This window comes from Thermobaculum sp. T2p (genome assembly GCF_059335935.1).
Window position 1 is genome coordinate 15,262 of record NZ_JANZYQ010000020.1, and the last position, 23,884, is coordinate 39,145.

Here is a 23,884-nt window from a genome sequence, read left to right on the forward strand (position 1 = left end):
TAGTTGCTAGTATAGCTTTCCTCCTAGCGGCACTTCCCTATCAGGAGACACAAGCACTACATTGTTATTTTCATCTGGCACTCCAAGTACGAGCACTTCTGAGACAAAACCAGCTATTCTTTTGGGCCGTAGATTGCAAACTGCTAACACCAACTTACCTACCAGATCATCTGGTGAGTAGTTATCAGTTATCTGCGCGCTAGACATTTTAGTTCCTATCGAAGAACCAAAATCTATCGTCAGCTTGTAGGCAGGCTTTCTAGCCTCGGGGAAAGCCTCAACACTTATAATCCTTCCTACCCTTATGTCAACTTCAGAAAATTGCTCAAAATCAATATAACTCATACAACTTACCTCCGTTTATAAGGTTACTATGCTTGCTGCAATATGAACAGCCATATAGAATAGCTTGGACCGAAAATACAATTTTGCCTTTCGAACGGTCTTAGGAGATGTATATGTTTGGCGGCAACAATAGTACCCATCTAGATGAAAAGAATATATTGGAAGTGTTATCTACCGTGCAAGATCCTGAATTAGGGAGAGATATAGTCTCCCTGAAGATGGTAGATACGCTCAAGCTAGAGGGAGACAGGCTATATCTCAAGATCACACTTACTACACCTGCATGTCCATTGAAATCCCGTATCGAGTCCGATATTAGGCAAGCACTATCTAGGCTTGATGAACTAAAGGAAGTCAAGATAGATTTCAATTCAAGAGTTACTCCCAGAAGATTTGGACCCATGACGCAGTTACTTCCAGGGGTGGCTCACACTATCGCAGTTGCTTCCGCTAAGGGGGGAGTAGGCAAAAGCACTATGAGCGTTGGTTTAGCCGTAGCGCTACAACAGAGTGGTGCTAGAGTAGGGCTATTGGATGCAGATATACATGGTCCTAATATTCCCATCATGCTCGGAGTAGAGATACCACCAGCACAGGAAGGCGAACGTCTAATCCCTGCCGAAAGCCATGGAGTAAAGCTAATAAGCACAGCGTTCTTCATGCAGGCCGATACTCCAGCTATTTGGAGAGGACCAATGGTGGGCAAGATGATCCAGGAGCTCCTGATGAGAGTCGATTGGGGAGAACTGGACTACCTGATAGTTGATCTTCCACCAGGCACTGGTGATGCATCCCTAACTCTGGCTCAATCTGTGCCTCTCTCAGGAGCTGTGATTGTGACGACTCCCCAGGACGTAGCCCTCGCAGATGTAGGACGAGGCATAGCGATGTTCAAGAAGCTCAACGTACCAATCCTGGGACTAATAGAGAACATGAGTTACTTCATATGCCCTCACTGCAACGAGAGAACTGACATTTTTGGGCACGGCGGCGAGGAGACTGCAAAGAGACTCAAGCTAGATTTCTTAGGAGAGGTGCCTCTGCATCCAGCCATCAGAATGGGAGGAGACTCAGGACAACCTATCCTGGTAACTGCTCCCGATTCACCCCAGGCAGAGGCCATCAGGAACATAGCTTACAAGGTAGCTGCCAAAATCAGCGTTCTCAACCTTAAGAACTCCTCATCGATAGCTGGGAAATCTTTCATTCCGCTAACCCCGAATAGGTAGGACAGCAAACTGAGTCATGAGAGGAGTATTGTATCTCCTCTCATGACTCAGACCTTTAAAATAAGCGACGAAAGCAACGCACCTCTTTCAGTTATACTTGGTACAAACATCCTCTCGTCAGGACTGTGAGCTTTTTCTCCTACCGGGCCCAATCCGTCTAGGACTGGAACCCCCATCATAGCTATGTTATTTGCATCAGACGCTCCTCCAGTCTCAACAGCACCCAGCTCAAATCCAATCTCCTTGGCTAAATCCTTAGCTAGCTCGTAAAGCCTCCGATTACCTTCAGATGGTTCCATTGGAGGGAAGCACGATCCAACTCTATAGAAATGCACAGTCACACCATCCTTGGATAGTCTTTCAGAAATCTGGGTAAAATGCTCCTCTACTGTTTCAAGATCAGCAGCCCGACGCACTCTTACATCCAGATAGGCACTCGCAAAGTCAGGTACTACGTTTGGCTTGGTACCTCCACTAATCGTCCCAGCATTAAGAGTCACACCCTTAGGGTATTTATCCCATTGAGCTATTTCCGTAATAGCCTTAGCTAGAGCCACGATAGCATTGCGACCGTCCTGAGGGTTTGCACCTGCGTGCGCACACCTGCCCCTAGCTATAAGCTCATAGTTATATACGCCTTTACGAGCTACTACTACAGAGGACCTAGGTCTACCGGGTTCTAAGACGAAGGCAGCTGTAGCACCCTTGGCTTCATTTCTAATTATCTCTGCAGAAAAGGGAGAACCCACCTCTTCTTCACTATTGAGCACCATTACTACTTCTTTGTCCAGATTCTGCACTATGTGCTTACACAATTTCAGAGTATAGATTCCTAGGAGAAGCCCAGATTTCATGTCAGCTACGCCAGGGCCGTATGCGTATTGGCCCTTTATAGTGAATGGACGTAACTCAGTTGTTCCCTTTGGATAGACTGTATCCATATGCCCTACTAAAAGCACTTTGCGCCTGGAAGACGATTCTACCTTAGCTATAATCGTATCCCCATATACCTCACTTGGTATCCTCTCAAAACTACACCCAAATGATGTCAGCTTATCAATGCACAGATCAGCTACCCTATCTACGCCTTCTTTATACTCTGTGCCGCTATCTTGATTCACCAACATTTGCAGATCTCTCAGATATTCTTGCAGTCCATCCTGATAAAAGGCGTAGAGTTCAGTGTAGCTAAGTACTTGACTCATAAACCATCTTCCTTTCATAGAACTAAGCTTTTACCCATTGTGATAACATCTATAAAAGAATAGCACTTGACCTGAGATAAGCCCTACCACTACAATCCGCAGAAGTTATGGGGATCCTATCAAAGTTTTGGGAGGTAGAGTTAGATAATGCTTTTTGAAGGCAAGGTAGCATTGGTCACCGGAGGAACCAGAGGTATTGGTAAAGCGATAGCGAAGATGTTTGCTCAGGAGGGAGCAAAAGTAGCAGTCAACTACCTCAGACGCAGGGGACCGGCTGATGAGACGTTGGAAGAGCTCAAAGCTCTGGGAGCAGAGGCTATAGCCATAAAAGCAGATGTTAGAGACCGCGAGAAGATCAAGAGCATGGTCCAGCAAGTACTAGATGAGTTAGGAGGCATAGATTTTGTAATAAGTAATGCTGCATCTGGATCCAACAAACCCATCCTCCAGCTAGAAGAGAGTGGTTGGGACTGGACTATGAACATCAACACCAGAGCTTTATTATTCCTGGCTCAGGAAACAGTTCCTTATATGCTTGAGCGCGGGGGAGGTCGAATCATCAGCATCAGTAGCCTAGGGTCCTTCAGAGTATTGCCCGACTATGCTAGCGTGGGTGTCTCTAAAGCAGCGCTCGAAGCTTTGACTAGATACCTGGCAGTTGAGCTGGCCCCAAAGAAGATAATAGTAAACTGTGTATCAGGCAGCGTCGTAGAAACCGAGGCTCTAAAGTACTTTGCATCTGCAGAACAGATGCTAACTGCTGGCAGAGAGAGAACTCCAGCAGGAAGGATGGTTACTCCTGAAGATATAGCTAACGTAATAAAATATTTGTGTACCCCGGATGCAGAGATGATAGTAGGGCAAACCATCATCGTAGATGGAGGGCTTTCTCTAGTCTTCTAGTCTTCGTATCAAAAAAAGATCAAAGATCTAGTTCTCTCTCGTGCGTGATCTAGCATCATGTCAACATTACAATTAGCATCTAAGCATGAGCACGAGAGAGAATTTTTTTGCGGAGCAAACGATCTCATTCATAGTAATAGTAGAAAGCGAGCCTGACGTGCCTAACCTCTATAAAATAAGCGTACCAGGAGTTCCGGGCGAGCTATTTGTATCTGGTACCCGCAGTACTGCAGTCAGCACAGCCAGGTTGGCCCTGAAACACATGATAATGGACATGACTTCGGACGAGATACACAGCCTCAGAAAGGCATCTCAGAAAAGACCTAATATACCTGCTAGTGCTTGGATGGAGACCGTAACCATAGAGATACCTAAAGAAAAAGCTCTAGCGAGTTAGGGTAGAATTTATAAGAAAATCGAAATCGCAAGTCCCATTAGATTGATTTACTGGTTTAGAAATTGAACAAAGCAATCTCTATAGACCAAGACACCATACTTCCAAATTACAGCGGTAGAGGTATAACCAATATCCCAGCAAGCATACTGAGGCACTTTGATATAGAAATCAGTACTCCACCTCTAGATGAATCAGTGATAAACGCCCATTACTGGGAGCAAGCTGATGTAATAGTCACTCTACTCATAGACGCCTTAGGTTACCATCAGCTAGAGAGAGCAATCGCTAATAGTTCAGCTCCTGGAATAAGCTCTATGATTAGAGACGGTAGAGCTGTTCTAAACCAGCTAACATCTACCTTCCCATCCACAACGGTGACTGCCCTTACAACCTTAGGTTTTGCTTTGGCCCCATCAGAACACGGGATAATATCCCAAAGGTTCTTTGAGCACAGGCTGGGGACAATTATTGACCTTTTATATTTCACAGCATCCCCTACCAACTCAAGCTTAGAGCTAGCTGGAGTACAACCCGAGACCCTCATAGAATATCCAACAGTATTCGAGCTGTTAACACAGCATGGCATAAGCGCTATCCTGCTGAATCATTGGCAGTTTATGAAAAGTCCCCTATCACGCATGAACAATAGAGGTGCTTATTACGTTCCTTACTTCTCAATCTCCGACTTCTTCTACAACCTTGTAGAATCCATTAACAGCATTACTGATAAAGGCACTGTACAAGCATACTGGCCAGGGGTCGATACAATCAGTCACTTTTATGGTACATCTAGCAAACAACATGATTTCGAGATAGGTCTACTAGATTGGGCTCTCACCAATATTCTCTTACCCCAAATAACGCGAAGGAAGGTGCTACTAATCATAACCGCCGACCATGGTCAGTGTGATGTTGACTTCAACTCCTGGAAATGGCTCAACGATTATCCAGATTTAACCAACATGCTCGCAGCTCCTCCTGCTGGTCTAGACAGAGCGGTGCTTCTCTATTCCAAGCCTAATAGAGAGTTAGAGCTACAAGCTTTCCTTGAAGAGAATTTTGGACAAGATACCTTCATACTCAACACTCGGGAAGTTCTCGAACTGGGACTATATGGGAGTATGCCGGAAAATGCAAGCATAGTGGACAGGATGGGAACTTACTTGTTGATCCCAAAGGGTAAAAGAGTCTTGCGCTACGAGCATGCCCCGGAGAACAGAAATCCTAACCATAGGGGTAAGCACGGAGGTTTAACTCCGCAGGAGATGCTTGTCCCATTCATACAGATAAGAATCAACTAGCCCAGTTTTTGCTATTATAGTAAAGCAGATCTATATAGTTTGATCCCCTAAACTTGACTGAGATATAATCTTCATCTGTTGAGATTTCATAATCTATCAGGCGAGAATAGAGGTTAGCTATGCCAGGAAACACCTTCTATATATGGACCGTCGGCTGCCAGATGAATGTTGCAGATAGCCGCAGAGCAGCAGACGCCCTAAAACACTCTGGTTACAAAGAAACAAATAAACCCAGCGAAGCCGACGTCATAATTCTTAACACATGCAGTGTGAGAGAGAGCGCCGAGAGAAGAACTTGGGGCAAACTCGGCGCGCTAAGCCAACTAAAGAGGCAGAGACCAGATACTATCATCGTGATGATGGGGTGCATGGTGCACTCCGATACAGCCCTATTGCATAGGCAGTTTCCGCTGGTGGATCATTTCGTACCTGCAGGAGATATAGACGAGCTATTAGCTTCAATACCTCCAGTAGAAGATGAATGGGGGACACAGCTATATGATCTCTCCTCCACATCAGGGGTAACTGCGTTTGTCCCTGTGATAATGGGTTGCAATAAGTTCTGTACATTCTGTGTGGTCCCTTACAGAAGAGGTAGGGAGAGATCAATCCCTATACCCGATGTGGTGGAGGAGGTCCGGTTTCTTGCAGACAGAGGCGTGAAGGAAGTGACCCTGCTAGGGCAAACAATTAATCACTATGGCAAAGATCTACCTAACAGACCAGATCTAGCTGACCTGCTTTATGCAGTTCACGAGGTTCCTGGCATCGAGCGTATAAGATTCCTAACCTCTTATCCACGGACTATGACAGATAAGATCCTCCACGCTGTTGCTGATTTGCCAAAGGTATGTGAACATATCAACATACCCTTCCAAGCCGGCGACAACGACGTGCTGCGCGCAATGAGACGCGGATACACGATTGAACAATATATAGACCTTATCAATAGGGTCAGATCTATCATTCCAGGGGTAAGTATAGCCACTGATATAATAGTTGGCTTTCCAAATGAGACAGAAGAGAAATTCCAGAAGACTTACGATGTCCTGGAGCAACTGAGGCTAGACCAGGTACATATAGCATGTTATTCACCAAGACCGGGCACTAAGGCATATGAGATGGGTGACCCCATCCCCCTCGAGGAGAAGCAGAGAAGATTCAGGATACTGGAAGAGCAGCATGAGAGGATCTCTGCGGAGATAAACAAACAACTGGAAGGTACCATACAAGAGGTGCTATTCGAAGAAAAACAAAAAGGTAAGTGGAAGGGTCGAACAAGAACCAACAAGCTAGTATTCGTAGATTCTGAAGAGGATCTAACTGGGAAAACACTTCCAGTAAGGATAACTCATACTACTGCTTGGTCCATGCAGGCCGAGCTCGTAGATAGTCCAGCCTTGAAAATTGCTGTGTAAGGAGTATCTGAATTGACCATTCAAAGTGAGCCGTTAAGTCCACAACAGAGAAGAGAAAAGGCTAGATTGACAGATAGAGCCATTGACCTAAGCGAGCAGGGCAAATGGCAGGAAGCTATTGAGGTAAATCAGAAGATACTGGAAATAGATCCTCGAGATGTATCTGCTCATAACAGGATAGGTAGGGCTTACAATGAGATGGGAAGACTCAAGGAAGCCCTACAAGCATACAATGAAACCTTAAAGATAGACCCAGCGAATGCTATCGCTAAGAGGAATGCTACGCGTATCCAGGCAAGTATCGAGGCTTTAGGGAAGGAAGAGGTTGAGCCAACCGATAACGGCCCAGTAAACGTTAGGACATTCGTTATGCAGCCCGGAAGGTCGGGAGTGGTTACTCTTGAAGATACTCCGGATCTCACAGAGTTCGCTACTCTAATGCCTGGTGACCCGCTACAGATGTCAGTAGATGGTCCTTACTTAAGGGTATTTACTGCATCAGGCAAATATCTGGGGGTAGTACCTGCGGATAGAGCTAACAGACTGATACAGCTGATGGCTCACGGCAACAAGTATTCTGTAACCGTAATGCATATCAGCCAAGACAGCGTACAAGTTATTATTAGCGAAACTTATCGTAGCCCCGACACACATGGTAAGTTACCATTCCCACCTGTGACATCTAGACCAGCAATAGAGACTCGTGCAGTAAGTAGAGCTGCTATCACTGAAGAAGAGGAGCTGGTTGAAGAACTTGAACTCGAAGAAGAGCTAGAGGAAGAGGAAACTCCTATAACCTCTACCTCAGCTATAGCAGAGGCCGAAGACTTAGACGAAATCGAAGAGGAATAAGCTTAATCAAAGGCTGCATACCTAGTTATTAGGTATGCAGCCTTTGATCTTGCCTAAGCTAGCATCCCAGATCCTACATGTAGGAAACAATCACACCTGCTAATACCATAAAGCCCAACACCACAATCATGGTTAGCAGCAATCTCTTTAGGTCTGATCGTACGTAACTCAGCTCTTGCATTATTTGTTCTTGGCTTACAGAGGAGACCATTGCTGTTGGTCTTCTGGGAACAACTCTACCTGCGGAATCTGATTGCTCAGACACAGATTGTCGTGGTGTAGGTTCGCTTACAGAGCTTTGCACCGCATCAGGAGCGGCTGAAGCTGAACCTACGTTACCAAGTCTAGGAGAAGCGGTGGAGCCAGATCTAGTTCTCCTAGCCTTTGACTGCGATCTTACGCTCTTCTTACTCTTTTTAGTCATATGATAGACACTCCTTATATTGGCAACCTACTTTGACACTAGAGCCAAACCTTTGCTAAATTGCATATAGCCTAAGGCGACGTGGCCAAGTGGTAAGGCAGGGGTCTGCAAAACCTCGATCAGCGGTTCGATTCCGCTCGTCGCCTCCAAGCTAGGTCAATCCAGTTGCTTCCAATGTCTCTCCTATACCAAGCACCCTTGAAGCTTACTCTCGATGCCAGGGAGTAAGCTTTATCTCTTGCATCATCGAGATCATTGCCCAAACCTACAGCAGTAAATACCCTTCCACCTGTCGCTATCAGGTTACCATTATTGTCAAAAGAAGTGCCAGCGTGGTATAAATACGTTCCTTCAGGCAAGTCGCCTATGGTAATAGGTTCTGGTTTCGCCCTAGCAACTGGGTAGCCCTCAGAAGCTATAGTCACGCCACAAGCAAAAAGGCGCTTGAAAGCCAAAGGCGTTGATGGTTCTTGTCCACTTGCTATGCAATGTATAAGCTCATAAAGATCCGCGTCAAGGCGAGGTATCATTACTTGTGCCTCAGGGTCACCAAACCTGGCGTTGAATTCCAACACGTACGGACCATCTTCAGTCAACATTAGCCCAGCGAATATCACCCCACAAAACGGTACACCCATAGTCTTCATCTGATGGGCTACAGGAGTTATGATCTCTTCGATCAATTCCTCTGTTAGCGCAGATGGGGAGTCAGCAGGACATATTGCGCCCATACCACCGGTATTTGGCCCCTTATCGCCATCATAAGCTGGTTTGTAATCCTGGGCATGAGAGAAAGGAACAACCATATCCCCATTTACCAGGGCGAAAAGACTTAGCTCTTTACCGCTAAGAGCCTCTTCAACAATCACTTTTGATCCTGGTGAAGATAGATACAATTCGGAAAACTCAGCAGCCTCTACAGGATTATCCGTAACCAAAACACCTTTGCCAGCAGCTAGACCATCAGCCTTTACAGCCACCCTCCTACCAAGAGAACTGATATATGATCTTATCTCCTCTGGATCGCTAAATTCTCTGTACTCAGCTGTAGGTACTCCAGCAAGCTTCATGACCTGCTTTGCCCAAGATTTGCTGGTCTCAAGTCTAGCCGCTGCCTTAGTTGGGCCAAAACATAGGATACCTGCGGCAGTGAAGGCATCAACAATACCCTGATCTAGGTAAGCTTCTGGCCCAACGACTACCAAGCCTATTCCCTTCTCCACCGAGGCTTGGACCAATGCCTCTATGGAGTTCTCCTTAGGGTGGATTCTCTGTGCCACCTGCCACATACCTGGGTTACCTGGGTAAACAAACACCTCTATAGTTGGATGTGTCCTTATAAGGCCATCGACTATTGCATGCTCTCTACCACCAGATCCAACTACCAAAACTCTTTCGGTACTTGAACTCATCACTCCCACTCTATAGTCCCCGGAGGTTTATTAGTTATGTCGTACACTACGCGAGTGACCTCATGAACCTCGTTTACTATTCTAGATCCTATACTATCAAGCACATCGTAGGGTATTCTTGCCCAGTGCGCAGTCATGGCATCCTCGCTGGTAACTGCTCTGACCGCTACCAAATATCCATAAGTACGAGCATCCCCCATAACCCCTACCGTGCGTATTGGGGTTAGAACAGCAAAGGCTTGCCAGATTTCTCTATACATTCCAGCTTTTTCGATCTCTTGGCGTACTATGGCATCACACTTTCTGACGATATCGAGGCGCTCTGGCGTAACCTCACCTATAATACGCACAGCGAGACCTGGACCTGGGAAGGGATGCCGGTAAACTATGTGATCTGGTAGACCTAAGTTCTTGCCTACTTCCCTAACCTCATCCTTGAAGAGGTACTTCAGAGGTTCCAGAAGCTTGAACTTTAGATCTGGAGGCAAACCGCCGACATTATGATGAGTCTTGATCTTGGCAGCTGCTTTCGTATCGGCAGTGGCGCTCTCGATCACATCCGGATAAAGGGTACCTTGCGCCAAGAACTCTATATCTCCTAGTTTAGAGGCTTCCTCCTCAAATACTCTAATAAAGCATTCCCCTATCCTTTTACGTTTTTCCTCGGGATCAGTTACTCCATGCAGTACTGACAGAAACTTATCAGTAGCATCCACATATCTAATGTTCAAGTGCTGCTGATCTCGAAGTACACCAAGAACTTCCTCAGCTTCGTTCAATCTGAGCAAGCCGTTGTTAACGAATATACATACTAGACGATCTCCTATCGCCTTATGGATCAAGGTGGCAGCTACGGATGAATCCACCCCACCACTAAGCGCACATATAACTTTGGCTTGACCAACCTCGTCTTTTATTCTCTGAATAGCTTCCTCTATGAAATGAGATGGAGTCCATAGAGGCTCTAGTCCAGCTATTTTGAAAAGAAAATTAGATATTATTTCACGACCGTAATGAGTATGAACAACTTCAGGATGGAACTGTAAGCCATATATCCGGCCATTAGTCACTACGCTATAGGGCGAAGCGGCCGTAGAGCCTATGCACCAAAAGCCCTCTGGTAGAGAGATAACCGAGTCTCCATGACTCATCCATACGCGCTGGGATTTAGGTAATCCATCAAATAGAGGAGAATTTTCGTCTTCCACCTGCAGCTCTGCTGGACCATACTCCTTGACATTGGCTGGTACTACTTGACCACCCATCTCGTGCGCAATCAGCTGAAGTCCATAACAGATAGCTAGCACAGGCAGGCCAGAGTCAAGTATCCAATCGGGCAATCTCGGAGCATTTGGATCATAGACACTACTTGGCCCACCCGATAGAATTACAGCCCCTGGATTCAACCTGGAAACAGTTTCCCAAGTAGTATCGTAGGGTACCAAGTGTGAATATACCCTCAGCTCTCTTACCCTGCGAGCTATCAACTGGCTATACTGGGAGCCAAAATCTACTACAACAACAGTCTTCCCAACATCTTGGGAAAGCATGGTTTCTACTGAATGCTGTCTTTCCTCGGAGATGTGAGCGCTCAAAAGTTTTTCCTCACTAATAGGCTTATTAGATGATTATATGATCCTTGTGTTGATGGACGCAAAGCATGCGGGTTAGAAAAGGCTATTGATGGTTATTGATATAATTATTATTCGAATACAATGAGAAAAGTTAGTAGTAATGCTCTACATGCAAAAACAGGGAGGTGAACGTGTATGGCGGGCCATTCAAAGTGGGCCCAGATCAAGCGCAAGAAGGAAGCTACAGATGCGCGCAAGGGGCAGATATTTACTAAGATATCCAGAGAAATAGCAGTAGCAGTTAGACAGGGTGGACCCGACCCTGAAGCCAACTATAGGCTGAGGTTAGCCATACAGAAGGCCCGAAGTATCAATATGCCTGCTGATAACATAAAGAGAGCCATAGAGAGAGCAGCTGGAGAAGGCAGCAATGCTACAAATTACGAAGAGATAACCTACGAAGGGTACGGTCCAGCAGGGGTTGCGGTTCTGGTTGAAACCCTTACAGACAACAGAAACAGAACTGTATCTGAAATAAGAAACGTGTTCAACAGATCAGGTGGCAGACTGGGTGAATCTGGGTCAGTATCCTGGATATTTGATGAAAAGGGATTAATCGTTGTAGAGCCAGATAACCAACATACTGCAGATGATATAGCGCTGGCCGCTATAGAGGCAGGCGCTGAAGACGTGACCCCCTTAGAGGATGGAACAGTAGAGGTATATACTCAATTTCAGGACTTAAAGTCCGTTGAAGAATCCCTGGAGCAGATGGGGTTCAAAGTAGCATCCGCCGAGAAGGTATATATACCTAACACCTACGTAGAGCCTTCGGATACAGATACCCAAAGCATACTCAAGTTCATTGAGAGGCTTGAAGACCTTGATGATGTTCAAGAGGTCTATACTAACATGAAGACCGAAGCAGACGTGGCCATGAACGCCACGAGTTAGAGCGTGAGTATAAGAGTACTAGGTTTAGATCCAGGAACAGCTATAGTAGGGTTTGGGCTGGTAATTTTCGATGGCCAGAGTTACCAGCCCGAAAAATACGGGGTAATACGCACCCCATCAAAGACCCCTCTTCCACATAGGCTGCTAATGATCCATGAGCAGTTGGGCGAACTGATAGAGGAGTTGAAGCCTGAGCATGTAGCCGTGGAGGAGGTATTCTTCGCAAGAGCAACAACTACCGCTCTAGCCGTAGGACATGCTAGGGGTGTGATACTGCTCACTGCAGCAGAGCACAACCTACCTATATTCGAATACACACCGCTGCAAGTAAAGCAAGCAATCATAGGTTACGGTGGTGCAGAAAAGAGGCAGATACAGCAGTTCATCAAGAACCTGCTGAGATTAGAATCTATTCCAAAGCCAGACGATGCTGCTGATGCTCTTGCTATAGCTATCTGCCACTGCAATAACTATCGCCTGCAGAGCCTTATACGACATCAAGGAGCAGTAAGCGATTGAGCACACCCAGCAATCGGGATAGCATCAGGTTAGATAAACTCATGGTGGAGCTTGGTCTAGCAAGTAGCAGGGAGAAAGCGCAAGCATTGATTTCATCTGGATTAGTGACGGTAGATGGGGAGAGAGCTCGTAGCTCAGATCAAAGGGTAAAGAGAGGAACTAAGATAATAGTCAAGGAATCCTTCCCGTATGTAAGTCGTGGCGGTTATAAGCTAGCCTATGCATTGGACAGATTCCAAATAGATGTTGAAGATAAGGTGGCGCTAGATGCGGGAGCATCAACTGGAGGGTTTACCGACGTGCTCCTGCAAAGAGGAGCTAAGAAAGTATATGCAGTGGACGTAGGATACGGTCAACTAGATGTGAAACTGCGCAAAGACCCCAGAGTAGTAAATCTGGAGAGAACCAACATACGATTTCTTGACTCACTACCTGAGTTAGTAGATATAGTCACAGCCGATCTTTCCTTTATATCTCTGGTTCTAGTAATCCCCAAGCTAGTATCATTGTCCAAAGAACATGCAGACTACCTACTACTTGTAAAGCCGCAGTTTGAAGCAGGTAGGCACCAAGTAAAGAAAGGTGTAGTGAAAGACCCGAAAGTACATCGCGAGGTACTTCATAAAATAGTTGAGTCTGCTAAGCTAGAGGGGCTTTCCTTGAAAGGAATTGTCCCATCGCCGATACTAGGTCCTGCCGGAAACGTAGAGTTTATCGCTTGGTTCAATAAATTGTATGAGCTGAACTCTAACGCACCTATGATGATAGAAGCCGCTATATCTGAATCTGAAAAGATAAAAACCTCAAAGGAACATGTTAGTGATTAACCGTGTCCTTATACTAAGTCACCCAATGAGCGAGGACGCTTCGCAGCTAGCTGACAAGGCCATCAAGTTACTACATAGTTACGGCCTCGAAGTGCAACATATACTCAATATTAGAGAAATTGAACCTGATTCTTACGAACCACCTCAACTCATAATAGCCATAGGAGGCGATGGTACCGTACTACGTGCGCAGAGGATAGGACTCAAGCATAGGGTTCCAGTTCTAGGAGTCGCAGCTGGTAGACTTGGTTTTCTAGCCGAGGTTCCGCCACAAATGCTGGAAGAGGCTCTCAATAAGGTCGTAAATGGTAAATATCGAATTGAACACAGGCATACTATTCAGATCTCTCACATGCGAGATAATAGCTGTATCGGTAGGTATATAGCACTAAACGATGCAGTTCTAGCTAGAGGAACCAAGCCCCGTTCCTTAGCTATAACAGTGTTTGTCGATGGTGTGCTATTAGCAAAATACGTGGCGGACGGGATCATCGCAGCTACTGCAACCGGCTCTACAGCCTACTCTCTTGCAGCCGGAGGCCCCATACTCTCACCAGAGCTTAGTGAGCTACTGCTTACTCCTATAGCTGCTCACCTAAGCTTTGTAAGGTCTATAATTCTTCCCAGCACTTCAGACATAGACCTGACATTAGCCAGACCTCAGGAGGCCCTGCTATCTGTAGACGGTCTGGTAGATACACCCGTTGAGTATGGAGATCACCTGCTAGTTACGGGTAGTCCGGAAACAGCCCAATTTATCCGCCTAACTCCTCCCAGGCACTTCTATTCACAACTTGTAGCGAAGCTGCAGTACAACCTGCAGCAAACACAACAGGAGAAGTAAAATAAATTTCGTAAAAAGGTAAAATAAAGATTAAAAGCTTCTAAGGAGGAACCTAAACTTGGAGGAGACTATAGATCTCCGAATTGAAGAGGAAGATATAAGCACATTGATCCAGAAATTGGCCGAATCAGGCAATCCACAAAATATAGACACTCTTACTGATTGGTACATACAGATAGTTATAGAAAGGCTGCGGAGGTCTGAGTAGCATCATGGCTATAACAACCGATATACAATGGCAGGGAACGGAACAGGAGTCCAGGATAGCTAGTACTATCTTTGAACTACTACTAATCAAAGGTAGATTCTACGCAGAGGATGCCCCCATAAGACAGGATGTTGATGCTCTAGTAGATTATCTAGTCAACCAAAAGATCATAGAGGGGGATCAATCAGAAGCTAGAGAATTGGTGCTCAGGTCAGCCAGCATCAACTCTCATGTATTTGCCTTCGAGACCTCAGACTCTAACACCTATATAGTCACTACTAAAAGAGGTAGACCTCCAAAGCCGGCATCTGTAGACACAGTCCACACATTTAGAAGCAGATTGTTTGAAGGCGCGCGACAACCCTCTGAAGAAGAGGAGCTGCAGATTAGAGGGCTGACTAAAGAGATACCCGAAGATATACTAGCCACACCCCCTGTTCAACAGGTACAAGTGGAAACTGAGGCCCCCGCTGCTGAGTCTCAGGAACAGGTAGTTGCTCCTGAAGTCGAGGCTGAGGAAGCGCCTTCACGGATCAGGTATTTGAGAGTGGATGATACCTTAGTAGATCTCGATGAGGATCTACAAGACATTATTGCTAAGTATCATGATGCATTTAAGACCAAACTAGAGGACTATCTTGCACAGGACTTCAGGTTCGCCATATTTGGAGATGAGTATTTCGTTGAAGACAGACTTGAGAGGCTAAGCAAGGGGCAGCTAAGAGATATCAGGGAGTATATCCAGGAGCGTGGCGAGCCTATATCCGATGAGGAAATTCTTTCGGATGCGCTTAGCAGATCACTACAGGAGGGTGACTATAACCTTCAAAGATTCACTATCAACTACAGGCTTCTGCGTGAAAAGAAAGAATTCAAGTTCGTAGGGACAAAGGACGATAGACTTTGGACGGTAACTAACCTGCCGCCCATAGGGCAACCATTTAGGAAGCCCTCCGAGATAGCCCAAGATTATCGGTTCATGTCTGACCCGGAGCTAATAGACGACGAAGATATAACTGAAATCGAGGGTTCAGATGGCACTCCAAGGCTTCAAGTAAAGCATGTTCTGACCTACTATGAATACGAGAACGGCGTACTACCCGTCTCTCCGGCCATGGAGAAGCTAATGCCAAAGCCATTACTGGAGGATCAAAACGTAATAGTCTTGCGCATACAGGATCCTCAGAGTTACGCACAGTACTTGGCAGAACTCAGGCTTGGTGGTGGCAATAGGGGAACATATATTGGTGGTCTGGATGAGCTCTTCCAGAGCACATTGGTTCCTGGGGCTATCTTCTACCTGGTCCAGGGAGAATCCAGTAATGCATTTACAATAGAGTACGAGAGACAACCAGCAAGGGAGGAGAGGATACTCCAATACGACTCGCGTAGAGATAGGTGGGTGTTTACACCAATAGTGTTCGAATGCGCTGTGGACGATACTTGGCTACTATCAGAGAGCAGAGTCGGAGCACTCAATGGAAAGAAGAGGTTATCAGATTCTGATCGTAAGAAGCTTGATGTCATAGTAGCCATGGCGTTCGAGATCGTTGGGGAGAAGGCAGATGGTGAATACACCGCCCTAATCGACGATCTCATGCCGGTGGTAAACATCGAGCGGCCCATATCTAGAAAGTACCTGAGTTCTATCATAAATAGCTCACAGTATCCTCAGTTCAAAGAGGATGAATCGGGGTTGGCAACTTATACCCCCTAGAAACTGGAGGAATCTCATAAAGTGGGGCTGACAGACAGTCTCAAAAGACTACTAGCCACAGAAGGACCAATGCACCAGCAAGATCTGATATATCTATCGGATCTAAGCTGGGATCAAATGCAGGAGCTCGAATCCATCTGGTATGGAGCTCCTGCCTCAAGGCGAGTGCAGCTAATAAAACGATTACAGAAGCTGGCTAACGATGACATCCAGTACAACTTCAAGCGAATATTTCTATTTGCCCTTGAAGACTATCATCCGGCAGTTAGGAAAGAAGCAGTTGAAGGGCTATGGGAAGAGGACAGCCCATTCATTCTCGAAAAATTAGAAGGCATCCTGCTAAACGACAACTCTTTGGAAGTTAGGGTTTCAGCAGCAGCAGTGCTGAGTAATTATGCTTACAAGTCAGCTGTTGGAGAGCTAGATGACGAACATGCTAATCGCCTGCAAGAAGTATTACAAGAGGTAGTACAACAGGCTGATGATGGCAGCGAGCTCCAAAGAAAAGCCCTAGAGGCACTAGCCTTCTTTGAGGAAGACCCCATAGCAGATGATTACATAGAACGTCTCTACTGGGAAGGGGGATACGAGGAGCAAGCTAGTGCTCTCATCGCCATGGGCAGATCAATGAACACCAAATGGTCCTCAATGATAATAAAGGAGCTTGGTAACCCCCATCCCAAATTGCGTAAGGAGGCGGCTAGAGCCGCTGGGGAGATGGCGCTACGAGAATCGGTCCCTGACCTCATCAGACTCACCCAAGAAGACACAGATAAAGAGGCTATCCATGCTGCTATATGGGCATTGGGGCAAATAGGAACACCACAGGCAAAGAGAATGCTCAGACACATAGCTAACTCGAGCAATGAGGATCTACAATCAGCAGCGGAGGAAGCTCTAAACGAAGCTATGTACTCAGGAGATATATAGAGGCATGGACAAGGTCGTGCCCTTAAACAAGCTCGTTAAAGCTCTCCCAAAGGCTCATGTTATTGGCAACTATAGTGATGATACAGTTGTAACAGGAATAAGTGCGGATACTAGAGAGATGAAGCCTGGCAGCATATTCGTAGCGCTGCCAGGCTTCCATGTTGATGGTAAAAAATTTATTCCTAATGCAATCGAAAAGGGGGCGAAGGCTGTCGTAGTCGAAGGAAGTTACCAGCCAGATCTGCAGATCCCGGTAATTGTAGTAGACAACGCCCGCCTAGCCTTTAGCAGGTTAGCGGCAGAATTTTGGGACAATCCAAGTCACAAACTGAGGGTCATAGGTGTTACCGGAACTAATGGTAAAACCACAACCACCTACATGATTAGCTCAGTACTCGAATCAGCAAATGTCTCAACAGGCTTTATTACAACTGTGGATTACAAAATAGCCAAAGATCAATGGAAGCATGAGGAACATAGCACTACTCCTCAACCGGACAGATTACATGAGCTGTTATATAAGATGCTACAGGCAGGAGTAGAGTATGCCATTATTGAAAGTTCATCACATGGCCTGAAACTGCATAGGCTGGAAGACGTTGCATATGACGTAGCGGTCTTCACTAACGTGACTAGCGAACATTTGGAGCTTCATGGAACTGTAGAGCAGTACAGACTGGATAAAGCCAGACTATTTCAGCTCCTTGGCAACCATTCAGATAAAGGTTGTGGCAAATGGGGTGTGATAAACCTCGATGATCCCAACGCTAAGTTGTACATAGACTCAACGAAAGGGAAAGTGCTTACCTATTCCCAGCAAGATGAGAATGCAGATCTTATAGGAAACATCATACAAAGGACAAAAGAAGGGGTAACTTTTCGAGTCTTTTACAAGGACATTAGCACGGAGATAAGCTTACCTATAGCCGGTGACTATAACGTCTACAATGCCCTTGCAGCAATCGGCGTAGCTATTACACAAAACATACCAATAGATATCTGCAGGTCTGCCCTGGAAAGATTCACTGGAGTACCAGGCAGGATGCAAGTGATCTCCATGGGTCAGCCCTTTACAGTGGTGATAGATTACGCTCATACGGAGGATTCTCTAGAGAAAGTACTGAGAACGCTCAAACAACGTACCAGTGGAAGGTTGTTTGCCGTATTTGGCAGTGCTGGGGAAAGGGACCCATATAAGAGGGCCCCAATGGGAAAGATAGCAGCAAAATATGCGGACTTCACGATCCTAACCAACGAAGACCCTCGTGGTGAAGACGAAATGCAGATACTGCTTGATATCGCTGAGGGAGCTCGGAGCATGGGCGCTGTCGAGGGTAGAGACTACCTCTGTATACCAGATAGAAAAGCTGCAATATACGAAGCCCTATCCAGGGCACGCAGCGGTGATACGGTACTGCTTGCAGGAAAGGGTCATGAAACAACTATAGAGACGAAAAACGGCTTCATCCCCTGGGATGAAGCCGAGATAGCTAAGCAAGCACTTAGGGATCTAGGTTACACTGGCAAATAGCTAGCCTTTTACTGAATCTTGCTATCAGCTGTAGAACTTTCAGGCTGTGGAAGCTTTACTTCTATATGTAGCTCTCTAAGTTGTTCTTCATCTACCGGCGACGGAGCATCCAGCATGAGATCAACTCCAGCCTGGTTCTTGGGAAAAGCTATTACCTCACGTATGTTTGGCTCATCGGCAAGAACCATTACAAGCCTATCGATACCAGGAGCTATACCTCCATGTGGAGGAGCACCATACTCGAATGCCTTCAGTAGAGGACCGAATCTCTGCTCTATATCTTCTGGTGTGTAATTCAAAATCTCAAAAATCTTCGTCTGCAGATCTCTCTTATGAATACGAATGCTGCCACTCCCTAGCTCATATCCGTTACAGACAATGTCATAAGCCATAGCTCTGACTTTACCTGGATCACTATCGAGTAGAGGTTCGTCTTCTGGATAGGGAGCAGTAAACGGATGATGGGTTGGATCCCATCTTCCCTCATCTTCGTTCCACTCGAAGAGAGGTGGATCAACTATAAACGCATAGGCTATGACATCCTGATCTACTAAGCCAAGCTCGTGTGCCATATGGCTCCTTAGCCTACCAAGTACATCGAGAGCTTGTAAAGTCTTATCAGCTACGATAAGCATTAGATCGCCATTGTTAGCTCTGAGATTGTGAGCAATAGCGGCTATCTGATCATTAGAGAAGAATTTAGCTACAGGAGAACGGACGCCTTCAACACCTCTTGCTAGGTCATCGATTGCAAACCATACTAGTCCCTTCGCACCAAAAGACCTCGCAAGATTTGTCAAGTCATCCAGCTGTCTCCTAGTAAAAGAGGCTGCTCCCGGAACCGCAAATCCCCGAACTGTTCCTCCTGCAGCCAAAGTATCCTTAAACACCCTGAAATCCGTACCAGCAACTATATCGCTAATATCCGATATCTCCATACCGTATCTAATATCTGGTTTATCAGTACCGTATTTATTCCAGGATTCTTCGTAGGATATACGCTTGAAGGGCTTATACAGGATCTTTTTATCTGTAAGCTCCTCGGTTAGGCTGGTAAAAAGATCCTCAGTAAGCTGAAGTATATCTTCCTGCGTTACGAAGGACATTTCCAAGTCGAGCTGCGTGAACTCGGGCTGCCTGTCTGCTCTCAGATCTTCATCACGAAAACATCTAGCTATTTGGAAATACCTCTCTACACCAGCAACCATTAGCAATTGCTTCAATTGTTGGGGAGACTGAGGCAACGCGTAGAAGTATCCTGGATATAACCTGCTGGGGACTAAATAGTCTCTAGCTCCCTCGGGTGTGCTCTTGATAAGGATTGGAGTTTCGATCTCAATGAAGTCCCTGGCCGTTAGGTAGTCTCGGATATACTTGGTGACCTTGTGCCTCAATTGAAGGTTACGAAGCATCTTGGGTCTCCGCAAGTCCAAATACCTGTATTGGAGCCTAACAGCCTCATCAGGCAGATTATCACTATCCAGGTCGAAAGGCAGAGGTGCAGACTTATTCAACACCTCTAACCCGGATGCAGCCACCTCTATATCTCCAGTTGACATACGAGGATTCTCTGTACCAGGTGGTCTCCTGCGGACAGTTCCAGTCACCGAGATCACCCACTCGCTTCTAACGGTCTCTGCCAGCCGAAACGCCTCCGGATTGTCCGGGCTAAACACTACTTGAGTGATTCCCCAACGATCTCGTATGTCTATAAATATCACTCCACCATGATCTCTACGGCTATTGACCCAACCGTAGAGTGTGACTTCTTGTCCAACATGTTTGGTATTTAGCTCACCACACGTCCAAGTCTTACTCAATTAGGCCTCCAACTTGACATTTTTCTCTTGTTCCTTGATCTCTTCCCAAAGAGCATTCATCTCATCGATGGATAGTTGTTCGAGCTCTTTTCCTTGGGAACGAGCTCTCTTCTCCATCTCGCGAAAGCGCTGTTCAAACTTATCGGTTGCTATTCTAAGAGACTCCTCTGCATCTATACCATGAAACCTTGCCCAGTTCACAAGTACAAACAATAAATCTCCCAGCTCCATCGGCAATTCATCCGCTGAGGAGCCCTTAACTTCGTCGAGCTCCTCTAATACCTTCTCCCACAGCTGTCTAGAATCATCCCACTCAAAACCCGTTTTTGCGGCTCTGACGCTGATGCTTTGAGCACGTGCCAACGCAGGTAACGCACGTGGAACTCCATCTAGGACGGAGACTTCTTCCTCTCCCTTCTGTGAGCGCTCGGATTTCTTTATCATTTGCCAGTTTCTGGTTACATGCGAAGCGTTTTCCACCTGGATATCTCCGAACACATGCGGGTGCCGACGAATAAGCTTGCTGGTTAGAAAGCGGATGACATCGCCGATCTCAAACTCACTCTCAGAGTAAGCTATCTCACTATGTAAGGAAATCTGCAACAAGAGATCTCCCAACTCCTCCTCCAAGGCGTCTACATCTTGCTTATCCAACGCTTCTATCACTTCATAAGCTTCTTCAAGTAGATAGCGCTTGATAGAGTAATGGCTCTGTTCTCTATCCCAAGGGCACCCACCTGGCCCCCTTAGTCTAGCAGTTATATACGTGAGCTGGTAGAAGTGAGATCCAGGTGAGTCAGGGGCCAGGGGAGGTACATAGACAGATGCTAAATGATCCACCTTAGCATTTTTATCCAGGTCTACTAACTGTAACTGGTGATGCGAACTATCTACAGAAGCACGAACTACCTTGATCGGCCATTCCGGAGGATAGACAGAAAGGAGAAATAGCTTGGTAATTGAAGCAAGGCTCTGATTCCAAACACCTGTCACCAAGAGAGGTATAGTTGGATTTAAATATTGAGATTTAGTGCTGGGATATAGCTCATACAGCCACTCGAGCTCGGAGGCATCTACTAATTGCAGGCCATCATCTATAGGGTCCAGCCCCAACTCGATCATAATAGCTTCTAAAGCAGATACAGAGGGCAGAATTCTAAGATTTACAGGAGTATCTTGTAGGCTCTCACGCAATATTTTGACCGACCTCTCACCTGCGCTAGGACTGCCAGGTACAGCATATGCCAGGTAAGATATATCTCCAGCAAGTATACGATCCCGTAATTGTTCCGCTATAGCCCTGTATACTTCATCTAAAGAATCAAAAGTATTGTAGATTTCATCAAAACTCCTAAGCTTATCTCCCAAGTTGATGTGATCTAAAGTAGGGTGTTTTCTAGTTCTTACCCAGACTTCCTCAGCCTCTTCCAAGGCCTTTTTACCTGCTATGGTCAACATACCAGGATCACCCGGCCCTAACCCTACGACTACCAGCTTCTTTTCAGCAATCATGTACGAGATTCCTCCTGATCATTCAGGCGCAAAACTGCCATGAAAGCTTCTTGGGGGATCTGTACACTCCCTACCATCTTCATTCTAGCCTTACCTTCTTTTTGCTTCTCCAGCAGTTTGCGTTTTCGAGTTACATCTCCACCATAACACTTAGCGAGCACATTTTTGCGCATAGCTTTAATGGTTTCTCTGCTTATAACCCTACTACCTATAGCTGCCTGTATCGGTATCTCAAACAGCTGCCTAGGTATAAGCTCTTTCAACTTCTCAACAAGGGCTTTTCCCTTGGAATAGGCCTGCTCCCTGTGGACTATCAATGACAAAGCATCCACTACCTGACCGTTCACTAGTACATCTAGTTTTACTAGATCGGCTGGTCTGTACCCCACGAATGAATAATCCAAAGAGGCATAACCTTGGGTTCTAGACTTGAGTTGATCGTATAGATCTGAAACCAGTTCACTTAGCGGGAGATCATAAGTAAGCATTACACGTTTTTCTTCGAGGTATTCCATGTTCCTAAACTCACCACGTCGATGAGTAATTAGATCCATAACAGCACCTATATAGTCAGAAGGAGTCACCACTGTGATCTGCATCCAAGGTTCTCTTATCTCTTTTATCTTTTGTACAGGGGGCATCTCATTAGGATTACGTATAGACAATACCTGTCCATCGGTGGTTTCCACCTCATATTCTACGCTTGGAGCGGTTATCAGCAGATCCAGGCCATACTCACGTTCCAGTCGCTCTTGAACGATCTCCATATGAAGCAAACCTAAAAACCCAACTCTAAATCCAAACCCAAGAGCAGCGGAGTTGACGGGTTCATAAGTAAGAGATGCGTCATTCAACTTTAGCTTGTCTAAAGCATCTCTAAGCTCTGAGTAATCCTCCCCCTCGACAGGGAATATTCCGGCAAATACCATAGGCTTAACAGGCTTGTATCCAGGTAGTGGTTCAGTGGCACCGTTACGCGACCAAGTGATGGTGTCTCCCACTCTACAATCAGATACAATCTTGAGCCCTGTTGCTATGTAGCCCACTTCCCCAGTACCAAGAGATTGAGAGGCTGTCAGATCTGGAGAGAAATACCCAAGCTCAAGAGCCTCTGTATCTTTTCCTGTTGACATCAGTCGTAGTTGATCACCTTTGGATACCTTCCCATCAACAATCCTGACATAAGCCACCACGCCCTTGTAAGGATCGTAATGTGAGTCAAATATCAATGCTCTAAGGGGGGAATCGGGATCACCCTCTGGAGGAGGGACCTTGTGCACTATAGCTTCCAGCAAATTCTCTACGCCTAAGCCAGTCTTGGCAGATACCGCAAGTATCTCACTTCGTGATATGCCGAGAAGCTGCTCTATCTCACCCATCACACCCTCGACATTGGCACTGGGGAGATCGATCTTATTGACCACGGCAATAATCTCAAGATCGGCCTCAAGGGCCATGTAGACGTTTGCAAGGGTTTGGGCCTCAATGCCCTGGGTTGCGTCCACTACTAGTATTGCTCCCTCGCAGGCCGCCAAGCTTCGACTTACCTCGTAGGAAAAATCTACATGGCCGGGAGTATCTATAAGATTTAACTGATATCTATTTCCATCCTTGGCGTTGTAATACATCCTGACAGCCCTAGCCTTGATAGTAATGCCCTTCTCCCTCTCTAGGTCCATCGTGTCAAGAACCTGCTCAACCATTTCACGTTCACTGATAGTACCAGTGACTTGTAATAGCCTATCAGCTAGGGTGGATTTACCGTGGTCAATATGAGCTATAATGCAAAAGTTCCTAATGAAGTGCTGGTCCAATGCGAGTTCTCCGAAACACTTGGTAGGCAACTATTAATTCAACCTGTCAAAAGTATATCGCGTCAAGTTGAGCAATGAGAGCTCGTTTGGTATACTGGCAAGGTTAGTTCATGGCATAATTATCTTCCGAGAAACAAATCTTACTGAT

General features: G+C 46.0%; 22 protein-coding genes and 1 tRNA gene. 15 read left to right on the top strand and 8 right to left on the bottom strand.

Features of this window, described 5'->3' with window-relative positions; all coding sequences use genetic code 11:
• Window positions 1-6 precede the first annotated feature (6 nt).
• Window positions 7-345, bottom strand: coding sequence for a tRNA-binding protein (locus N2245_RS09755; protein ID WP_494536546.1), 339 nt, complete (start codon window positions 343-345; stop codon window positions 7-9).
• Window positions 346-458: 113 nt separating this feature from the next.
• Between N2245_RS09755 and N2245_RS09760 the strand changes: the two genes are divergently transcribed.
• Entirely contained in the window at window positions 459-1,574 is a 1,116-nt protein-coding gene (locus N2245_RS09760; protein WP_494536547.1) for an Mrp/NBP35 family ATP-binding protein, read from the top strand.
• A gap of 47 nt (window positions 1,575-1,621) precedes the next feature.
• Here the strand turns inward: N2245_RS09760 and N2245_RS09765 are convergent, their stop codons facing one another.
• Window positions 1,622-2,779, bottom strand: a complete 1,158-nt coding sequence (locus tag N2245_RS09765; protein ID WP_494536548.1) for a M20 family metallopeptidase — start codon at window positions 2,777-2,779, stop codon at window positions 1,622-1,624.
• A gap of 147 nt (window positions 2,780-2,926) precedes the next feature.
• On the opposite strand from N2245_RS09765, the gene fabL reads away from it, so the two are divergent.
• The 5 genes from fabL (at window position 2,927) to N2245_RS09790 (ending at window position 7,650) form a co-directional block, all read left to right on the top strand.
• Window positions 2,927-3,682: an enoyl-[acyl-carrier-protein] reductase FabL gene (fabL, locus tag N2245_RS09770; RefSeq protein WP_494536549.1), complete on the top strand. Its 756-nt coding sequence runs from the start codon at window positions 2,927-2,929 to the stop codon at window positions 3,680-3,682.
• Window positions 3,683-3,767: 85 nt separating this feature from the next.
• Window positions 3,768-4,079 (top strand): hypothetical protein, encoded by a 312-nt coding sequence (locus N2245_RS09775; protein ID WP_494536550.1) that lies wholly within the window; start codon window positions 3,768-3,770, stop codon window positions 4,077-4,079.
• A gap of 62 nt (window positions 4,080-4,141) precedes the next feature.
• Entirely contained in the window at window positions 4,142-5,380 is a 1,239-nt protein-coding gene (locus tag N2245_RS09780; protein WP_494536551.1) for an alkaline phosphatase family protein, read from the top strand.
• Window positions 5,381-5,499: 119 nt separating this feature from the next.
• Window positions 5,500-6,798 (top strand): tRNA (N6-isopentenyl adenosine(37)-C2)-methylthiotransferase MiaB, encoded by a 1,299-nt coding sequence (gene miaB, locus N2245_RS09785; protein ID WP_494536552.1) that lies wholly within the window; start codon window positions 5,500-5,502, stop codon window positions 6,796-6,798.
• A 12-nt stretch (window positions 6,799-6,810) separates the two neighbouring features.
• On the top strand, window positions 6,811-7,650 hold the full coding sequence (locus N2245_RS09790) for a tetratricopeptide repeat protein (protein ID WP_494536553.1): 840 nt from the start codon (window positions 6,811-6,813) through the stop codon (window positions 7,648-7,650).
• Between the two features lie 73 nt (window positions 7,651-7,723).
• Here N2245_RS09790 and N2245_RS09795 read toward each other — a convergent pair whose 3' ends face one another.
• Window positions 7,724-8,074, bottom strand: coding sequence for a hypothetical protein (locus tag N2245_RS09795; RefSeq protein ID WP_494536554.1), 351 nt, complete (start codon window positions 8,072-8,074; stop codon window positions 7,724-7,726).
• A gap of 75 nt (window positions 8,075-8,149) precedes the next feature.
• Here N2245_RS09795 and N2245_RS09800 point away from each other — a divergent pair.
• Window positions 8,150-8,223 (top strand) — tRNA-Cys (locus tag N2245_RS09800).
• On the opposite strand, the gene purD is transcribed toward N2245_RS09800, so the two are convergent.
• Both purD and guaA read right to left on the bottom strand, forming a co-directional pair.
• The gene (gene purD, locus N2245_RS09805) at window positions 8,194-9,486 is read right to left on the bottom strand and encodes a phosphoribosylamine--glycine ligase (protein WP_494536555.1); all 1,293 of its coding nucleotides are present in this window, start codon (window positions 9,484-9,486) and stop codon (window positions 8,194-8,196) included. The genes N2245_RS09800 and purD overlap by 30 nt on opposite strands.
• Entirely contained in the window at window positions 9,486-11,036 is a 1,551-nt protein-coding gene (gene guaA, locus N2245_RS09810) for a glutamine-hydrolyzing GMP synthase (protein ID WP_494536738.1), read from the bottom strand. The genes purD and guaA overlap by 1 nt, the downstream gene beginning before the upstream one ends.
• A gap of 219 nt (window positions 11,037-11,255) precedes the next feature.
• Between guaA and N2245_RS09815 the strand changes: the two genes are divergently transcribed.
• From N2245_RS09815 to N2245_RS09850, 8 genes are read left to right on the top strand one after another with little or no spacing between them, the layout of a single operon-like run.
• Window positions 11,256-12,014 (top strand): YebC/PmpR family DNA-binding transcriptional regulator, encoded by a 759-nt coding sequence (locus N2245_RS09815; protein ID WP_494536556.1) that lies wholly within the window; start codon window positions 11,256-11,258, stop codon window positions 12,012-12,014.
• Between the two features lie 9 nt (window positions 12,015-12,023).
• Window positions 12,024-12,533 (top strand): crossover junction endodeoxyribonuclease RuvC, encoded by a 510-nt coding sequence (gene ruvC / locus N2245_RS09820; protein ID WP_494536739.1) that lies wholly within the window; start codon window positions 12,024-12,026, stop codon window positions 12,531-12,533.
• On the top strand, window positions 12,530-13,360 hold the full coding sequence (locus tag N2245_RS09825) for a TlyA family RNA methyltransferase (RefSeq protein ID WP_494536557.1): 831 nt from the start codon (window positions 12,530-12,532) through the stop codon (window positions 13,358-13,360). Before ruvC ends, N2245_RS09825 begins: the two co-directional genes overlap by 4 nt.
• Window positions 13,353-14,204: an NAD(+)/NADH kinase gene (locus tag N2245_RS09830; RefSeq protein WP_494536558.1), complete on the top strand. Its 852-nt coding sequence runs from the start codon at window positions 13,353-13,355 to the stop codon at window positions 14,202-14,204. Before N2245_RS09825 ends, N2245_RS09830 begins: the two co-directional genes overlap by 8 nt.
• 58 nt (window positions 14,205-14,262) lie before the next feature.
• Window positions 14,263-14,412, top strand: coding sequence for a hypothetical protein (locus N2245_RS09835; protein WP_494536559.1), 150 nt, complete (start codon window positions 14,263-14,265; stop codon window positions 14,410-14,412).
• A gap of 4 nt (window positions 14,413-14,416) precedes the next feature.
• Window positions 14,417-16,129, top strand: coding sequence for a hypothetical protein (locus tag N2245_RS09840; protein ID WP_494536560.1), 1,713 nt, complete (start codon window positions 14,417-14,419; stop codon window positions 16,127-16,129).
• 21 nt (window positions 16,130-16,150) lie between these two features.
• Complete coding sequence (locus N2245_RS09845) at window positions 16,151-17,059, top strand: HEAT repeat domain-containing protein (protein ID WP_494536561.1); 909 nt, start codon at window positions 16,151-16,153, stop codon at window positions 17,057-17,059.
• A 4-nt stretch (window positions 17,060-17,063) separates the two neighbouring features.
• Window positions 17,064-18,590 carry a UDP-N-acetylmuramoyl-L-alanyl-D-glutamate--2,6-diaminopimelate ligase gene (locus N2245_RS09850; protein WP_494536562.1) on the top strand — a complete coding sequence of 509 codons (1,527 nt, stop codon included), beginning with the start codon at window positions 17,064-17,066 and terminating at the stop codon, window positions 18,588-18,590.
• Between the two features lie 8 nt (window positions 18,591-18,598).
• Here the strand turns inward: N2245_RS09850 and aspS are convergent, their stop codons facing one another.
• Genes aspS through lepA form a run of 3 tightly spaced genes read right to left on the bottom strand, consistent with a single transcriptional unit; the run spans window position 18,599 to window position 23,736 of the window.
• Window positions 18,599-20,410 (bottom strand): aspartate--tRNA ligase, encoded by a 1,812-nt coding sequence (gene aspS / locus N2245_RS09855; RefSeq protein ID WP_494536563.1) that lies wholly within the window; start codon window positions 20,408-20,410, stop codon window positions 18,599-18,601.
• Window positions 20,411-21,922 (bottom strand): nucleoside triphosphate pyrophosphohydrolase, encoded by a 1,512-nt coding sequence (mazG, locus tag N2245_RS09860; RefSeq protein ID WP_494536564.1) that lies wholly within the window; start codon window positions 21,920-21,922, stop codon window positions 20,411-20,413.
• Window positions 21,919-23,736 carry a translation elongation factor 4 gene (gene lepA / locus N2245_RS09865; RefSeq protein WP_494536565.1) on the bottom strand — a complete coding sequence of 606 codons (1,818 nt, stop codon included), beginning with the start codon at window positions 23,734-23,736 and terminating at the stop codon, window positions 21,919-21,921. The genes mazG and lepA overlap by 4 nt, the downstream gene beginning before the upstream one ends.
• Between the last annotated feature and the right edge of the window lie 148 nt (window positions 23,737-23,884).

Excerpts from the sequence above, each read along its gene's own strand:
- N2245_RS09850 (WP_494536562.1), top strand. The coding sequence starts at position 17,064 with ATGGACAAGGTCGTGCCCTTAAACAAGCTCGTTAAAGCTCTCCCAAAG.
- purD (WP_494536555.1), bottom strand. The coding sequence starts at position 9,486 with ATGAGTTCAAGTACCGAAAGAGTTTTGGTAGTTGGATCTGGTGGTAGA.
- N2245_RS09795 (WP_494536554.1), bottom strand. The coding sequence starts at position 8,074 with ATGACTAAAAAGAGTAAGAAGAGCGTAAGATCGCAGTCAAAGGCTAGG.
- N2245_RS09775 (WP_494536550.1), top strand. The coding sequence starts at position 3,768 with ATGAGCACGAGAGAGAATTTTTTTGCGGAGCAAACGATCTCATTCATA.
- miaB (WP_494536552.1), top strand. The coding sequence starts at position 5,500 with ATGCCAGGAAACACCTTCTATATATGGACCGTCGGCTGCCAGATGAAT.
- N2245_RS09815 (WP_494536556.1), top strand. The coding sequence starts at position 11,256 with ATGGCGGGCCATTCAAAGTGGGCCCAGATCAAGCGCAAGAAGGAAGCT.
- guaA (WP_494536738.1), bottom strand. The coding sequence starts at position 11,036 with ATGCTTTCCCAAGATGTTGGGAAGACTGTTGTTGTAGTAGATTTTGGC.
- mazG (WP_494536564.1), bottom strand. The coding sequence starts at position 21,922 with ATGATTGCTGAAAAGAAGCTGGTAGTCGTAGGGTTAGGGCCGGGTGAT.
- fabL (WP_494536549.1), top strand. The coding sequence starts at position 2,927 with ATGCTTTTTGAAGGCAAGGTAGCATTGGTCACCGGAGGAACCAGAGGT.
- N2245_RS09840 (WP_494536560.1), top strand. The coding sequence starts at position 14,417 with ATGGCTATAACAACCGATATACAATGGCAGGGAACGGAACAGGAGTCC.
- N2245_RS09755 (WP_494536546.1), bottom strand. The coding sequence starts at position 345 with ATGAGTTATATTGATTTTGAGCAATTTTCTGAAGTTGACATAAGGGTA.
- N2245_RS09760 (WP_494536547.1), top strand. The coding sequence starts at position 459 with ATGTTTGGCGGCAACAATAGTACCCATCTAGATGAAAAGAATATATTG.
- N2245_RS09765 (WP_494536548.1), bottom strand. The coding sequence starts at position 2,779 with ATGAGTCAAGTACTTAGCTACACTGAACTCTACGCCTTTTATCAGGAT.